The sequence below is a fragment of the Tessaracoccus terricola genome (assembly GCF_054776555.1).
The window spans coordinates 161,595-176,222 of sequence record NZ_BAAHBS010000003.1 but is presented as its reverse complement, the minus strand read 5'-3'; the positions used below and the strand labels follow the sequence as shown (position 1 = coordinate 176,222).

General features: G+C 70.2%; 15 protein-coding genes. All 15 read right to left on the bottom strand.

Features of this window, described 5'->3' with window-relative positions:
• Window positions 1-7 precede the first annotated feature (7 nt).
• Entirely contained in the window at window positions 8-454 is a 447-nt protein-coding gene (gene yajC / locus ACYU7G_RS05470) for a preprotein translocase subunit YajC (protein WP_461105585.1), read from the bottom strand.
• A 75-nt stretch (window positions 455-529) separates the two neighbouring features.
• On the bottom strand, window positions 530-1,561 hold the full coding sequence (gene ruvB, locus ACYU7G_RS05465; protein WP_461105700.1) for a Holliday junction branch migration DNA helicase RuvB: 1,032 nt from the start codon (window positions 1,559-1,561) through the stop codon (window positions 530-532).
• Window positions 1,562-1,569: 8 nt separating this feature from the next.
• Window positions 1,570-2,187, bottom strand: a complete 618-nt coding sequence (gene ruvA, locus ACYU7G_RS05460; RefSeq protein ID WP_461105583.1) for a Holliday junction branch migration protein RuvA — start codon at window positions 2,185-2,187, stop codon at window positions 1,570-1,572.
• A complete protein-coding gene (gene ruvC / locus ACYU7G_RS05455; protein WP_461105698.1) occupies window positions 2,184-2,696 on the bottom strand; it encodes a crossover junction endodeoxyribonuclease RuvC in 513 nt (170 codons plus the stop codon). Before ruvC ends, ruvA begins: the two co-directional genes overlap by 4 nt.
• A gap of 80 nt (window positions 2,697-2,776) precedes the next feature.
• Window positions 2,777-3,550 (bottom strand): YebC/PmpR family DNA-binding transcriptional regulator, encoded by a 774-nt coding sequence (locus ACYU7G_RS05450; RefSeq protein WP_461105581.1) that lies wholly within the window; start codon window positions 3,548-3,550, stop codon window positions 2,777-2,779.
• A gap of 53 nt (window positions 3,551-3,603) precedes the next feature.
• Entirely contained in the window at window positions 3,604-4,572 is a 969-nt protein-coding gene (locus ACYU7G_RS05445; protein ID WP_461105696.1) for a GNAT family N-acetyltransferase, read from the bottom strand.
• Window positions 4,573-4,603: 31 nt separating this feature from the next.
• Window positions 4,604-5,419, bottom strand: coding sequence for a lysophospholipid acyltransferase family protein (locus ACYU7G_RS05440; RefSeq protein ID WP_461105579.1), 816 nt, complete (start codon window positions 5,417-5,419; stop codon window positions 4,604-4,606).
• Entirely contained in the window at window positions 5,416-6,933 is a 1,518-nt protein-coding gene (locus ACYU7G_RS05435) for a lactate racemase domain-containing protein (protein ID WP_461105577.1), read from the bottom strand. Before ACYU7G_RS05435 ends, ACYU7G_RS05440 begins: the two co-directional genes overlap by 4 nt.
• Window positions 6,934-9,300, bottom strand: coding sequence for an HAD-IB family hydrolase (locus ACYU7G_RS05430; RefSeq protein WP_461105575.1), 2,367 nt, complete (start codon window positions 9,298-9,300; stop codon window positions 6,934-6,936). It abuts the gene before it with no gap.
• Between the two features lies 1 nt (window position 9,301).
• Complete coding sequence (gene priA, locus ACYU7G_RS05425; protein WP_461105573.1) at window positions 9,302-10,030, bottom strand: bifunctional 1-(5-phosphoribosyl)-5-((5-phosphoribosylamino)methylideneamino)imidazole-4-carboxamide isomerase/phosphoribosylanthranilate isomerase PriA; 729 nt, start codon at window positions 10,028-10,030, stop codon at window positions 9,302-9,304.
• A 72-nt stretch (window positions 10,031-10,102) separates the two neighbouring features.
• Entirely contained in the window at window positions 10,103-10,993 is an 891-nt protein-coding gene (locus ACYU7G_RS05420; protein WP_461105571.1) for a hypothetical protein, read from the bottom strand.
• Between the two features lie 11 nt (window positions 10,994-11,004).
• The gene (gene hisH / locus ACYU7G_RS05415; protein WP_461105694.1) at window positions 11,005-11,619 is read right to left on the bottom strand and encodes an imidazole glycerol phosphate synthase subunit HisH; all 615 of its coding nucleotides are present in this window, start codon (window positions 11,617-11,619) and stop codon (window positions 11,005-11,007) included.
• On the bottom strand, window positions 11,616-12,227 hold the full coding sequence (hisB, locus tag ACYU7G_RS05410; protein ID WP_461105569.1) for an imidazoleglycerol-phosphate dehydratase HisB: 612 nt from the start codon (window positions 12,225-12,227) through the stop codon (window positions 11,616-11,618). Before hisB ends, hisH begins: the two co-directional genes overlap by 4 nt.
• Window positions 12,224-13,324 carry a histidinol-phosphate transaminase gene (locus tag ACYU7G_RS05405; protein ID WP_461105567.1) on the bottom strand — a complete coding sequence of 367 codons (1,101 nt, stop codon included), beginning with the start codon at window positions 13,322-13,324 and terminating at the stop codon, window positions 12,224-12,226. Before ACYU7G_RS05405 ends, hisB begins: the two co-directional genes overlap by 4 nt.
• Entirely contained in the window at window positions 13,321-14,622 is a 1,302-nt protein-coding gene (hisD, locus tag ACYU7G_RS05400) for a histidinol dehydrogenase (protein WP_461105565.1), read from the bottom strand. The genes ACYU7G_RS05405 and hisD overlap by 4 nt, the downstream gene beginning before the upstream one ends.
• Between the last annotated feature and the right edge of the window lie 6 nt (window positions 14,623-14,628).

The following is a 14,628-nucleotide window of genomic DNA, read 5'->3' as shown; positions in this document are numbered from 1 at the left end:
CCGGATGTCAGTTGTCGTTCTTGCGGTTCTCGTCGTCGCCCTCGGAAGGGCGCGGATCGAACTCGCCGGCACCGGAGCCGTCGTTGAAGTGGTGCGGCTCGAGATCGTCCGCGCTGAACTCCTGCACGGATTCGTCGCCCTCGACGCCTTCGAGGTCTTCGGTGTCCGCCACGGCGTCGTCGCTGAACTCGAACTCCTCCTCGTCCTCGGTGACGACGCGGGCCACGTTGCCCTTGAGGAGGGTGATCTCCACGCCCGGCGCGAGCTCCACGATCATCTGCTTGTCACCGACGTGGCGCAGGGTCGCGAACATGCCGGAGGTCAGCAGGACCCGGGAACCGGGCTGGAGGGAGGCGATGAGTTCCTGGTGCTGCTTCATCCGCTTCTGCTGCGGGCGAATCATCAGGAAGTACATGATCGCGCCGAAGGCGACGACCATAAGAATGAGATCCATTGTTTTCCTTCATTGGGACAAGCAGGTAGCCGTCGTTCACTTTAGCCCACAGCCCCCAAATCCCCCAGACGGTGTTCAGGCCTCGTCGTCGAACAACGAGGGCGTCGAACCTGCGGGTGGCTCGAGGCCGAGATGGCGCCAGCCGGCGGGGGTCGCGACCCGGCCACGGGCGGTGCGCATCATGAGGCCCTCGCGGATCAGGAACGGCTCGGCCACCTCGGAGATGGTCTCGACCTCCTCGCCCACGCTCAGCGCCAGCGTGGAGAGCCCGACCGGTCCCCCACCGAAGAGCTTGCACAGTGCCCGCAGCACGGAGCGGTCCAGCCGGTCGAGGCCGAGTTCGTCCACCTCGTAGAGCTCCAGGGCCTGGCGCGCCTCCACGACGGAGACGACGTGGTGGCCGCCCACCTGCGCGTAGTCCCGGACGCGCCGCAGCAGCCGGTTGGCGATTCGCGGGGTCCCGCGTGACCTGCCGGCGATCTCGTCGGCGGCATCCGAGCGGATGTCCACGCCCAGCTTGCGGGCGGAGGTGCGCACGATGCCGCCGAGGTCCGCGGCGGCGTAGAAGTCCAACTGGGCGGTGAACCCGAACCGGTCGCGCAGCGGTCCGGGCAGCAGCCCCGCACGGGTGGTGGCCCCGACGAGGGTGAACGGCGGCAGTTCGATGGGAATGGCCGTGGCGCCGGGCCCCTTGCCCACGACGACGTCCACGCGGAAGTCCTCCATGGCCAGGTAGAGCAGTTCCTCCGCCGGGCGGGCCAGCCGGTGGATCTCGTCGAGGAACAGGACGTCACCGGAGTCCAGGCCGGTGAGGATGGCCGCCAGATCCCCGGCATGGGTGATGGCGGGCCCCGAAGAGATCCGGAGGTTGGACTCCAGCTCGGCGGCCATGATCATGGCAAGGGTGGTCTTGCCCAGGCCCGGGGGGCCGGACAGGAGGACGTGGTCCGGGCTGGTGCCGCGGAACCGGGCGGCCTCCAGCACGAGGCCCAGCTGGTCCCGCACGCGCGGCTGCCCGTGGAAGTCGTCGAGCCGCTTGGGGCGCAGCGCCGACTCGAACTCACTGTCCTCGGGATGTGCGAGTGCGTCCACCTCGGAGTGCTCCATGGGACGGCTCACTTGCGCGCCAGGGAGTTCAGGGCGGCACGCATGAGGGTGCCGATGGCGATGCCGGGTTCCTCCTCGACGAGGTGCGCGACGTTGTCACACGCGGTTGCGGCGTCCCGGGCGGACCAACCCAGGCCCTGCAGACCCTCGCCGACCTGCTCGCGCCACAGTTCCCCACCGGCGGCTGGCGCCGGGGCCGCGCCGTCGCCCGACTCGTCGTCGGGAAGCAGCAGCACCTTGTCCTTGAGTTCGATCACGATCTTCTGTGCGCCCTTGCGCCCGATCCCGGGCACCGTGCACAGCCGCGCCAGGTCCTCGGTGCTGACCGCGCGACGGATCTCCGCCGGGCTCAGGACGGAGACGATGGCGGCCGCCAGGCGGGGACCCACCCCCGAGGCCGTCTGCACCAGCTCGAAGGCCTCGCGCTCACCGGGCAACTGGAAGCCGTACAGCGTCAGCGAGTCCTCGCGCACCACCAGCGAGGTGTGGATGGTGGAGGTCTCGCCCGGACGCACGGCGGCCGCGGTGGCGGGGGTGGTGTTCACGAGGTAGCCGACGCCGCCGACCTCGAGCACGAAGGACGTGGCCCCCGCCTGCGCGACGGTGCCCGTGAGTTGCGCGATCATCCGATTCCCTTCGCTCGTGCCACTGCGGCGGCGTACCTGTTGTTGCCGCCCCCGCGCCAGAGGTGGCAGATGGCCAACGCCAACGCATCGGCGGCGTCGGCGGGCTTGGGCGCGGCGGTCAGTTTCAGGATGCGGACCACCATCGCACCCACCTGCGCCTTGTCCGCGCGGCCGGATCCCGTGACCGCGGCCTTCACCTCACTGGGGGTGTGGAAGGTCACGGGCAGGCCCCGTCGGGCGCCGACGAGCGCGGCCACCCCGGAGGCCTGGGCGGTGCCGATGACGGTGTTGAGGTTGTGCTGGGCGAAGACCCGCTCCACGGCGACGACGTCGGGGCGGTACTCGTCCAACCAGTCCCCCAGCCCGGCCTCGACCTCGGCCAGGCGGCGGGCGACGTCGAGGGTGGCGTCGGTGCGGACGACGCCCACCCCCACCAGTCTGGCCTGCCGACCCATCTCACCGTCGACCACACCGACACCGCACCTGGTCAGGCCCGGGTCGATCCCCAGTACTCGCATGTCACGCCCTCTCGAACATCTGTTCGGATCCTACCGGGTCTGGTGGGGTCCGTGGGGCTCGACACGCGGGCTCAGTCCTCGCTGGCCAGTTCGGCCTGCACCTCGGGGCTGAGTTCGACGTTGTCGTAGACGTTCTGCACGTCGTCGGAGTCCTCGAGGGCATCCACGATCCGCATCACCTTTCCCGCGACGTCGGCGGAGTCCACGAGCTGCCCGAAGGACGGCACGAACTGGACCTCGGAGGAGTCGTAGTCCAGACCTGCCGCCTCGATGGCCTTGCGGACCTCGACGACGTCGTTGGGATCGGAGATGGCCTCCCACGCCTCGCCGGCATCGTTGGTCTCCTCCAGGCCCGCCTCGAGTGCGGCCTCGAGGATGGCGTCCTCGGAGACCTCACCTGAGGCCTGCTCCTTGGGGACGGTGACGACGCCCTTGCGCGCGAACAGCCGCTGCACAGAGCCGACGTCGGCCATCGTGCCGCCGTTGCGGGTGACGGCGACGCGGACGTCGGAGGCGGAGCGGTTGCGGTTGTCCGTCAGGCACTCGATCAGGATGGCCACGCCCGAGGGCCCGTAGGCCTCGTACATGATGGTCTCGTAGTCCGACCCACCGGACTCGGCACCGGAACCGCGCTTCACCGCGCGGTCGATGTTGTCATTGGGGACCGAGGACTTCTTCGCCTTCTGGATGGCGTCGTAGAGGGTCGGGTTGCCGGCGGGGTCACCGCCCCCCATGCGCGCGGCTACCTCGACGTTCTTGACCAGCTTGGCGAACAGCTTGCCGCGCTTGGCGTCGATGACGGCCTTCTTGTGCTTGGTGGTGGCCCATTTGGAGTGTCCGGCCATTCGACCTGCCTTGAATAGTGGGTGGACGGATTGCGCCCTCCACCCTACCGAACTCAGGGATTGCCCGGAGCCACGAGTTTGCTCATCAGCACCAGGCCGTCGCGGGGCTCGTAACCGAGGTTGCGCTTCAGCAACCCCGGCGAGGCCGGATCCGTCGTGTCCACCCCGATGCCGGCCTCGTCGCAGCCGTCCTCCGCCATGGACACGAGGGTGCGCTGCAGCAGGGCGATGGCGATCCCCCGGCCACGGAAGTCCGGGTGGACACCCACCCGGTCGGTCCAGCCGATGGTGGCCCCCTCCAGGGCGAGGTCCTCGTCCAGCCCTGACAGCGCGTAGCCCACCGGCGCGTCGTCGACGATGGCCACCCAGGACCAGTTGGGGCGGAAGCTGTCACGCTGCAGCGACTCGTGCCAGACCCGCTTGCCCACCTTGCGCGTTCCCAACGTGTCCCGGAAGCAGATGTTGTGCAGGTCCAGCAGGTCGGCCGCGTGCCGGTCGTCGAAGCGCTCGATGCGGACCCCGTCCACGCTCAGCGTGTCGGGCAGGTGCTCGAGGCTGCGGTGCATGTCGTAGAAGTAGCGCTCCTGTTCGAAGCCCAGCTTGCGCAGCAGCTTCTCCAGACCGGTCTGGGCGTGGTCGACGTAGCAGCCGAGCCACACAGCCTCCCCCGGCCGGTGCTCGTCGCGCCACTCCTGCGCGCGCCGCTCCTGCCACCTCAGGACCGAACCCCCTATCCCCAGGTAGCGGTGGGTGGGGTGCACCCCGCCCAGCAGGTAGACCTGCGGGACCTCGGAGTCCTCGGGCACGTTCCAGCCGTAGGCGAGCAGGCTGCCGTAGTTGTCCCACCCCCCGACGCTGTTCTCTGGGAGTCCGGACACGTCATCGGTGCCCACCAGCCGCTCCACCGAGGACAGCACCGGGTCGTCGAGCAGTTCGATCTGCGCGCGCAGGGAGTCCAGGTCCGCCAGGTCGTCCTCGCCCAGGGCTCGCCAGTTCAGGTGTTCATCGACGTACAGGTCCATCGCCACCCCCAGGAGTGTGTTGCCGCCGAGTCTATCCGCGTGGTTTCGACGGCTGTCGCCAGATCCGCCTTCGGGACCTCTGGGCCCGCGGGGCCGTCTGGTGCCACAGGCGGCGCCACCTCGGCATCGGCTCCGCCACGGGCTGGTCCTCGGCACGACGGTGCTGCACCGTCCACCACGACAGGTCCCCGGTGTGGAACAGCTGCTCCACCGACGACTGCAGTTCACCCGTCGCCTCGGCGAGCGAGCGTCCGCGCACGTAGATGGGGGAACCGAAGCGCACGGAGACGTGCGGCTTGTTCTGCAGCGCCAGGCCCAGCACCTCGTTGAGCTTGAACGTCCCCACGAGTGCGACGGGCACGATCGGCACGTTGTACTGGCTCGCGAGCTGGGCGGCCAGCGGGGTGAACTCCCCCACCTCACCGTCGACCACCGGGTCGTCGGTGAACAGCACGACGCTGTTGCCCTTGGCCAGGGATCGGCTGGGTGTGCGGATGGTTGCCCGGAAGCCGCTGGGGAGGATGGCGCGCAGCACCTGCCAGTCGAGGACACCAGCCTCGTTGACCGCGAAGATCACCGGCGGCTGCAGCCCAGACAGGGCGTCGAGTCCGGCCACCTGGTAGTCGAGACGCCACGTCAGTAGTTGCAGCAGGTTGGGGGTCTTCTGCAGGTCGGCCAGGCTCAGGCGGAGCTTGCCCGCGGGCGCCTTGGGCGGGGCACCCTGCGGCCGCTTGTGGCGCAGCCCGAACATGCCACGGGCGAACCCGAACACGTCCGAGAACCAGGTCAGCCTCGCGCGCGGGCGGCCCTTGGACTCCTGTGCCCAACTCTCGAGTTGCCTGGTCACCGCACTACTCCGAGCAGTCGGCCGGGGCCGTGCAGGTGGGTGATGTCCGGGTGGGACCCGACGGTGTTGGAGCCGATCTCCAGTGCGTCGGCGAAGGTGGTGGCGGCGCGGTGGCCGAGCATGGCGGCGCTGCGGCGGTCCCCGCCCACCCAGATCACGTCGCCGAGGCGGGAGGTGGCCTCACGGATCCGGTACCAGGTGTGGAACACCTTGAGGGGGTGGTTGGCGTAGTGGTCGCGGTAGAGCGCCAGGTACCAGGCGTCCAGCGAGGCCGTGGCCTCGAACCGTTCGTGGATCTCCTCGGGGTCCAGCGTCTCGGGCAGCACCGTCGCGAACAGGTCGGCCGCGGCGGACTGGGTGCGGTTGGAGAAGTTCCGCGTCAGCGGGTGGCGGGCGATCAGCACCCCGCCGTCGCGCACCAGCGGCGCACCGGCGTGGCTGCCGGCCTGGGTCACCAGGGCGTCGTGGGCGGCGTGGATCGGGGATCCGACGGGGTTCGCGTTGTCGAACGAGGCCCCCCACACCGACACTGCCAGCACGTCGGCCGAGCCCGGCAGTTCCACCGAGTTGGCGGCCACCCAGGCCTCCCGGGCCTGCTGCCGCACGAGCGCCGGGTCCCCTCCGATCATGTCGGAGATCGCATAGTCGGCAAGGGGGTTGCCGAACAGCTTCTGCGAGCCGCGCTTGGAGACCGCGGTGAACTGGCGCGCCGTCGCGAAGGCGAACTGGTCCGGCAGGCGCCACTCCCACTCGCGCTTGTTCAGGAACGACAGCGAGGTCCCCAGCAGCGGCTGCCCCAGGACGGCCGTGACCGCGAAGGTCGGGACCGCACCGTTGACGAGGGTGATGATCTGCTCGCTGGTGGCGTCGTCGCGGTGCAGTCCCTCGAGCCGGTTGATGGTCTCGACGTCCGTGAGCCCCAGGGCCAGGCCGCAGCCGGAGGTGTGGTCGCTGGCCACGCCGACGCTCACCACCAGGTCCGACTCCGCGACCCGCTTGTTCAACCGCACCGGGACGCCGTCGACCTCGCCGATGGTGACGAGGTCCTCGGCGGTCACGTCGTGGCTACCGATCAGTCCGTCGGGGATGAAGGACGTCGCGACCCGGTCCCCCAGGATCGCGCTGGTCTCCGGGCGGCTCCAGCGGCGGTTGAGGCCGGTGGCTATGACGATCTGAACGTCGTCCACACCCGCCCGGGCCGCGTGCTCGAGGACCCGTTCGACGATGCTGCGCCGGACGTCGAAGCGCATGCGGGGTTCGGGCTGCTTGTCATCGCGCACGACGATGGTCAGCTTCGTGGACCGGCCCAGGCGGTTCGGCAACGCCTCCGCCCCGACGGGGGTCTCGAGCGCGGCGTCGATCAGACCCACCGGGTCCTCCGACGCCACCGGGTCGGCCGGGTAGGCCACCCGGGTGCCGGAGCCGAAGCGCTCCAACCGGAGGTGGGACCCGGACAACGTGAGCAGCGGCGGGGTCTTCTCGTCGACCTCTAGGACAAAACCGGGACGGGACATTTACCGTTCCTCTCTCACGTGGGGAAGCTTCCAGCGGGGCTGCGGGGAGTCGGACGACCACTCGATCACGGACCACGAGCTGGATCTCGCGGCACGCATCAGGCCGACGTCCGGGTTCACTGCGACGGGGTTCCCGACGGCCCGCAGCATGGGGAGGTCCACGTGGCTGTCCGCGTAGGCGAACGACTTGGACAGGTCGAACTTGTGGAGGTTGGCGTAGTGGTTCAGCCACGCGGAGCGGGACTCACCCACCATCGGCGGCCCCGAGAGGAAGCCGGTGCACACGCCGTCCTCGTCGGTGGCCAGGTCCGCGGCCACGATGTGGTCGAACAGGCCCTCGAAGGGACGCGTGAGGGGGCGGATCACACCGGTCATCAGGACCGTGGTGTGGCCGGCCTCGCGGTGTTCGCGGATCCGACGGATGGCCTCCGGGGAGGTGCGGTCCAGGATGAACGGGGACAGGTGCTCCTCGACGAAGTTCTCGAGCTCGGCCAGGTCCGCCCCCGCGTAGCGGCGGTAGATCTGGCGGAGGAACACACCACGGTCCTTGCGCTCGGCCCCGATGTAGTTGGGCAGCTGCCAGATCACCTTCGCGACCTCGGCGGCCCGTTCGGCGATGGACAGCTCCGGGAGCTTGAGCCAGAGGTAGGTCTCCACGACGTTGGTGGCCATCACCGTGCCGTCGAGGTCGAAGGCGGCCAGCACCGTGCCTGGCTCCGAGGGCTTCAGCGTCTTGTAAGTGGCGGAGCGCTGGCTGCGGCGCTTCCGGGCGGCCTCCAGGCGGCGGACGGGGTCCGTGATCGCCGGGATGTGGACCTCCTCCATGTAGTGGGTCCAGTCGAAGTCGCCGGAGTCGAAGCTGAACGCCTCCACGTCGTCCGGGTGCAGCGAGTTGTGCAGGGCGAGCGTGCAGTCGTCGACGAAGTGCACCTCCGACTGCAGGTACTCCCCGTACAGGGTGAGGTACTTGTTCAGGAAGTCCAGTTGCTTGGCGGTCTTGTCCAGGGACGTCGCGGCGGCCCGGACCTTCTTGCCCCTCGGGGCGAAGCTGAGGAGCTTGTTGCCGATCTTGACGCCCTTGTCCGCGAACCAGAGCATCCGCTCCACCGGCTCGGCACCCGGGAACTGCCACTCGGCGAGCGGGACGGATCCCTGTCCCTCGGTGTAGGGGTGCGCCGCGAAGTAGTTGCGGACGTGTTCGAAGATGCCGCGGAACGTCAGCGGGTTCCGGGCCCCCGAACTGCAGTGGTAGAACTCGGGCTCCCCCACCTTCGGCTGGGTGGCGCAGACGGCAACGATGGCGTTGACGACGTAGTCGCAGGGAATGATGTCGATGACGGCGTCCGGTGAGGCCGGGAACTCCGGCAGCTGGCCGCGGCCGTAGGCGAGGATGATCGGGTCAGCCATCTTGAAGCCCTCGATCCAACCCGGGTACGGGTCGACCAGCGAGGACTCCACGATGGCGGGCCGCACGACGGAGATCTGCATGTCCCGGCCCAGGTCCGCGACGACGCGCTCCCCCATCGCCTTCGCGAAGGTGTAGACGTCGGTCCAGCCCAGCGAACGGGCGCGTTCGGTGCCTGCGGCCACCAGCTCCCGGGCCACCCACTCCTGGCGCCGGCGCTCCGTGTCCTCCGACGTCGTCAGGTAACCGGCGCGTCGGTGCAGCTTCTCGGCCTCCTTGCGGAGTTCGGTGAGCTGTTCCGAGCTCCGCGAACGGGTCTCGACGTGCTCCTTCATGGCCATCGCGGCGCGGGTCTCGGCCTCGTAGTCGACGTCGTGGGCGTGGGCCGCCTCCGGGATCGCCCCCCGCCGGCGGCCGGCGGTGTAGGCGGTGGAGATGTGGACGTAGTGCGGGACCCGCTCGAGGTTTCCGTCGGCGTCGCTGCAGGACTCCCGGAACTTGGTCAGCAACGCCTTGGTGCCGATCACGTTGGTCATGAAGGCCTGGTCGATGGGCGGGTCGAAGGAGACGTCGCCGGCGCAGTGGACGAGGATGTCGATGTCGCGCGGCAGGTCGGGCACGTTGGGGAGGTCGCCCTCGATCACGTCGACGCGTTCGGCCATCAGTGCCTCGACGGAGCCGGCGGCCTCCACCAGGGGCTTGAAGATCTTCTTCTTCAGCAGGCTGGCGACGCGCTCGGCGGCGGTGACCGAACCCTTGCGGCGGACGAGGACCCCGGTGCGCACGTCCGGGCACTCGGTGAGGAACTTCCACAGCATCTCCTCGCCGATGAACCCGGTGACACCGGTCATCGCGATCTTCTTGCCGGCCAGCAGGTCCCGGATCCGCCCGTCCAGCAGGGGTGGGTTGTGGACGGTGGCTGTTTCCGGGACGCCGAAGCTACTCCTCGGCGCGCGCGCCATGTCAGGGCCTCCCGGCCACGTCGAGCGCTTCCCGAAGGGTGAAGTTGCCCATGTAGAGCGCGGTGCCGATGATCGCGCCCTCGACGCCGGCGCCGACGAGTTCCCGGAGCCGCCGCAGGTCCTCCAGCGAGGAGATGCCGCCGGAGGCGATCACTGCTGCCTCGGTGCGCTCGCACACCGCCCGGAGGAGGTCGAAGTTGGGGCCGGTCAGCATGCCGTCGGAGTTGACGTCGGTGACCACGAACCGCTCGCAGCCGGCCGCCGACAGCCGGTCCAGGGTCTCCTGCCACGGCCCGCCCTCGCGGGTCCAGCCGCGGGCGGCGAGGTTCTCGCCACGGACGTCGAGCCCGATGGCGATCCTGTCACCGTGCTCGACGATGATCTTCTCGCACCACTCGGGCTGCTCCAGCGCGGCGGTGCCGATGTTCACGCGACGGCACCCCGTCGACAGGGCCCGGTCCAGGGAGGCGTCGTCACGAATGCCGCCGGAGAGTTCCACCTGCACCTCGAGCTGGTCGATGATGCCGCGCAGGAGTTCGGCGTTGGAGCCCCTCCCGAACGCTGCATCCAGGTCCACGAGGTGGATCCACTCGGCGCCGTCGTCCTGCCAGCGCATGGCGGCGGCCAGCGGATCGCCGAACTCCTTCTGGGTACCGGCCACCCCCTGGACGAGTTGGACGGCTTGGCCGTTCTGGACGTCGACTGCGGGCAACAACTGCAAGGCTTCCACGACGGGCAAGCCTATCCGACTCGGCACCCCAAACGGGACACACCCCTTGGGCTGGATTGTTTCCGGCAAGTTCTAGGCCTGGTTCGTCGCACGGCCCGGGGCGAACATCCCGACGCCCGCTACCACGACGCACACCGCGACGGGCGGCAGCGCCACGGCCGGGATGGTGGCCGCGGAGACCAGTACGCGCAGGAAGTAGTCCACGGCCCCGGGCACGTCCCGCAGCAGCGCCCTCGACCCGAGCGAGGCCTGGATGGCCGTGCTGAGCGCCGGGACGATCCAGACCAGCACCAGACCCGCAACCGCGGCCAGCACCCGAGCGACGGTCCTCAGGCCACCCCAGGCGATGGCCGCTCCGACGAGCACGGGTGGCAACCAGCGGGCCAGCAGCCCCAGCACGCCACCGACGTCGAACAGTGGTTCTCCGATGGCGGACCACGGGGCCGTCAGCCACGGCGCCAGCGCCAGGGCACCCACGCTGAGCCCCACCACCGCCCCGGCACGCGGAGCCAGTGCGACGAGCAACAGTGACACCGCGCCCGTGACCACCGCGAGTGCCGTCACCGCCACGAGGGTCCCGAGGTACAGCGCGGCGGATGTTCCCGCCTCCAGCCCGGCGTTGATCTCCAGGGCGGTCTGCCCCAATGCCAGCAACTGGGCCAGCAGCAGGCCGCCGACCAGCACTGCCAGTCCTCCCCGCCCCAGGCGGTGCCGCAACATCCGCCCGGCCAGCCCGGCCACGCCCGACCCGACCACGACCAGACCGATGATGGTGGTCACGTGGTACTGGCTGAACGGGAGCAGCACGAATGGCATGTCGTCGGGCAGGGTCGAGGTGGCCCACAGGTTCTGCAGCGGCGCAGTGCCGCCCGTCACCAGCCAGGGCAGCAGGCCGACGGCGGCAGCCAGGATCCCTGTCACCGCCCCCACCACCGCGGGGAGAGGTACCGGCTGCTCCTGCATGTGTTGCTCCCTCAGACCGCGAGCCAGTTGTGCAGCAGCCGTGCCCCGGCGGCACCGGACTTCTCCGGGTGGAACTGGGTGCTGGCGACGTTGTCCCGCTCGACCGCTGCGACGAAGTCCCGGTCCTCGTGTCGGGCGACGGTCACCAGGCCGTCGCCCGGTGCGTCGGTGGCCGCGTAGGAGTGCACGAAGTAGAACCGTTCCTGCTGCAGCCCGTCGAACAGGAGCGAGCCCGCCGGCACGTCGACGGTGTTCCAGCCCATGTGCGGCAGCCGACGCGCGGGCAGCTGCTCCACGGTGCCCGGGTACAGGCCGAGGCCGGGGGTGGAGATGCCGTGCTCGGTGCCCCCCTCGAAGAACACCTGGTGTCCGACGCAGATCCCCAGCAGCGGACGGCCCGAGGCCACCCAGTCGGAGACCAATTCACGGCCACCGGCGGCCTCGAGACCGGCCATGCAGGCCGCGAAGGCACCGACCCCCGGCACCACCAACGCGTCCTGGCGCTCGAGCAGTTCGCGCTGCGAGGACACCGTGACGTCGGCGCCCGCGGCGCGCAGCGCCTGCGCGGCCGAGTGCAGGTTGCCGGAGCCGTAGTCGAGGAGGCCGACCCGCCTCGGGCCGCTCAGAGTGCGCCCTTCGTGCTCGGGATGGCACCCTGCTGGCGGGCGTCGGGCTCGACGGCGGTGCGCAGCGCACGGGCCAGGGCCTTGAACTGGGCCTCGACGATGTGGTGCGGGTCTCGGCCGGAGATCAGCTTCAGGTGCACGCACAGGCCGGCGTTGAGCGCGAGGCTCTCGACGACGTGGTAGGTCATGGAGCCCGCGTACGGCACGCCCGAGCCCCCGATCAGCGCGTAGACCTGGCTGTCGGGCTCCCCGTCGCACACCACGTACGGGCGCCCGGCGACGTCCACGACGCACTGCGCGAGGGCCTCGTCCAGCGGGACCAGCGCGTCGCCGTAGCGGCGGATGCCCGACTTGTCGCCGAGTGCCTCCCGCAGGGCCTGGCCGAGCACGATGGCGGTGTCCTCGACGACGTGGTGGCCGTCGATGTGGACGTCGCCGGTGGCCTGGATGTCCATGTCGATCAGGGAGTGCTTGCTGAGCGCGGTCAGCATGTGGTCGTAGAAACCGACGCCGGTGGAGATGTTGGACTTGCCCGTGCCGTCGAGGTCAATGGAGACCTTGATGGTGGACTCGCTCGTGGAGCGTTCCTTGGTGGCGGTGCGGTTCATGGCTTGGTTCCTTCCAGCGTCGGCGCGATGTCGGTCAGGGCGTCCCTGAGGGCCGCCATCTCGTCGGGGGTGCCCGCTGATGCTCGCAAGTACCCCTCGGGTCCAGTCTCCCTGATCAGGACGCCGCGATCCAGCAGCTGCTGCCAGACCGCGTGCCGGTCCGGGAAGCGCCCGAACAGGACGAAGTTCGCGTCCGAGGGCACCACGTCGTAGCCGCGCTCGCGCAGCCAGGACTGCAGGGCGCGAGCCTCCGCGGCCAGTTCGTCCACGCGGGCGAGCAACTCGCCGCTGTGCCGGAGCGCCACCCGGGCCACCGCCTGCGTCTGGGCGCTCAGGTGGTAGGGCAGGCGCACGATCCGGCAGGCGTCCACCACAGCGGGGTGCGCGGCCAGGTAGCCCACGCGCCCGCCGGCCAGCGCGAACGCCTTGCTCATGGTGCGTGAGACCACCAGCCGCGGGAACCGCGGCAGCAGCTCGAGCGCCGACCTTCCCCGGGAGAACTCCTGGTAGGCCTCGTCGACGACGACGATCGCGTCGGTGCCGGCGGCCACCTCCTCGATCACCTCGAGGGGTGTGGAGGTGCCGGTGGGGTTGTTGGGGGTGGTGATGAGCACGACGGTGGGTCGGTGCTCGGCGACGGCCGCGAGGATGAGCGCCGCGTCGAGGGTGTGGTCCGGCTTGCGGGGCACCGTCACGTAGTTGGTGCAGGTGTTGCGGGCGTACTCCGGGTACATCGAGTACGTCGGGGTGAACGCCAGCACCTTGCGGCCGGGCCCGCCGAACGCGGTCAGCAGGTGGGACATGATCTCGTTGGACCCATTGGCCGCCCAGATGTTCTCCGGCCCCAGGCCGTGGCCGAGGTAGGCGGCCAGGTCGCGGCGCAGTTCGAGGGCTTCACGCTCCGGGTACCGGTTGAGGGTGCCGGCGGCCGAGACCACGGCGTCGGCCATCTCGCGGCGGACGGCCTCCGAGGGCGGGTACGGGTTCTCGTTGACGTTGAGCACGACGGGTACCACCAGCTGCGGTGCGCCGTAGGGCTCGGCGCCCACGAGGTCCTCGCGCAGCGGCAGGTCCGACAGCTCGAAGGCCTGGCTCACCTGGGCCTCCGCACGGTGATGGCCGCGGCGTGTCCGGGCAGGTCCTCCGCGTTGGCGAAGCGCTCGACGCCGTCGGCCAGCTCCAGCAGCGCCCGCTCGTCGTAGTTGATGACGTGCACGCTTCGCATGAAGCTGCGCACGGTCAGGCCGGAGCTGTGGCAGGCGCAGCCCGCGGTGGGCAGGACGTGGGTGGAACCGGCGGAGTAGTCCCCCAGGCTCACCGGCGAGTAGTCGCCCACGAAGATGGCGCCGGCGTTGCGGATCCGGCGGGCCACCGCCTCGGCGTTGGCGGTCTGGATCTCGAGGTGCTCGGCACCGTAGGCGTCGGCCACGCGGATGGCCTGGGCCTCGTCCCGGACGAGGACGACGGCGCTCTGCCTGCCGCCGAGCGACGTGCGGATCCGCTCGGCGTGCTTGGTCACGGCGACCTGCCGCTCCAGTTCCGCCTGGACCTGCTCGGCGAGCTCCGTGGAGTCCGTGATCAGCACGGAGGCCGCCATCGGGTCGTGCTCGGCCTGCGAGATCAGGTCCGCGGCCACGAAGTCCGGCCGCGCCGTCGAGTCGGCGATGACCGCGATCTCCGTCGGGCCGGCCTCGGAGTCGATGCCGACCACTCCGCGCAGCAGTCGCTTGGCCGCCACCACGTAGATGTTGCCGGGTCCGGTGACCAGCGAGACGGGCTCGCACACCCCGGGCACGCCGTGGGCGAACATGGCCACGGCCTGCGCCCCGCCCACCGCGTACACCTCGGTGACGCCCAGCATGTGGCACAGCGCGAGGATGTTGGGGTGCGGCCAGCCACCGAACTCCTGCTGCGGCGGCGAGGCCACGGCGATGCTGCCGACCCCGGCCACCTGGGCGGGCACCACGTTCATGATCACGCTGGAGGCGAGCGGCGCGAGGCCGCCGGGGACGTAGAGGCCGACGCGCTCCACGGGGATGTTGCGCAGGCCGACGGTGGCTCCCTCCGAGAGGAAGGCCGGCGACGGATTGGGGTCCTTCTCCAGTTCCTCGGCCACCTGGCGACGACGGCGCACCGCCTCCACGAAGGCGGCCGCGAGTTCGGGATCGAGCTCCTCGGCGCACTTCTCGAGCAGCGCCACGGGCACGCGCAGGCTCTCGGGAACCACGCCGTCGAACTTCGCCGAGTACTCCTCGAGGGCCGCCTCGCCGCGGACATGGACGTCCTCGCAGATGGGGCGCACGACCTCCAGCGCGGCGTCGACGTTGAAGTCGGCGCGCGGGAGGTGGGCCCGGAAGTCGAGGTCCACTCCGGTCAGGTCAACAGTTCTCAGCACGACAAC

What these genes read in the sequence shown, in the direction of transcription:
- ACYU7G_RS05420 (WP_461105571.1), bottom strand. Translation starts at nt 10,993, where the DNA reads ATGCAGGAGCAGCCGGTACCTCTCCCCGCGGTGGTGGGGGCGGTGACA.
- yajC (WP_461105585.1), bottom strand. Translation starts at nt 454, where the DNA reads ATGGATCTCATTCTTATGGTCGTCGCCTTCGGCGCGATCATGTACTTC.
- hisB (WP_461105569.1), bottom strand. Translation starts at nt 12,227, where the DNA reads ATGAACCGCACCGCCACCAAGGAACGCTCCACGAGCGAGTCCACCATC.
- ACYU7G_RS05445 (WP_461105696.1), bottom strand. Translation starts at nt 4,572, where the DNA reads ATGGACCTGTACGTCGATGAACACCTGAACTGGCGAGCCCTGGGCGAG.
- ruvA (WP_461105583.1), bottom strand. Translation starts at nt 2,187, where the DNA reads ATGATCGCGCAACTCACGGGCACCGTCGCGCAGGCGGGGGCCACGTCC.
- ACYU7G_RS05435 (WP_461105577.1), bottom strand. Translation starts at nt 6,933, where the DNA reads ATGTCCCGTCCCGGTTTTGTCCTAGAGGTCGACGAGAAGACCCCGCCG.
- ruvB (WP_461105700.1), bottom strand. Translation starts at nt 1,561, where the DNA reads ATGGAGCACTCCGAGGTGGACGCACTCGCACATCCCGAGGACAGTGAG.
- ACYU7G_RS05430 (WP_461105575.1), bottom strand. Translation starts at nt 9,300, where the DNA reads ATGGCGCGCGCGCCGAGGAGTAGCTTCGGCGTCCCGGAAACAGCCACC.
- ACYU7G_RS05450 (WP_461105581.1), bottom strand. Translation starts at nt 3,550, where the DNA reads ATGGCCGGACACTCCAAATGGGCCACCACCAAGCACAAGAAGGCCGTC.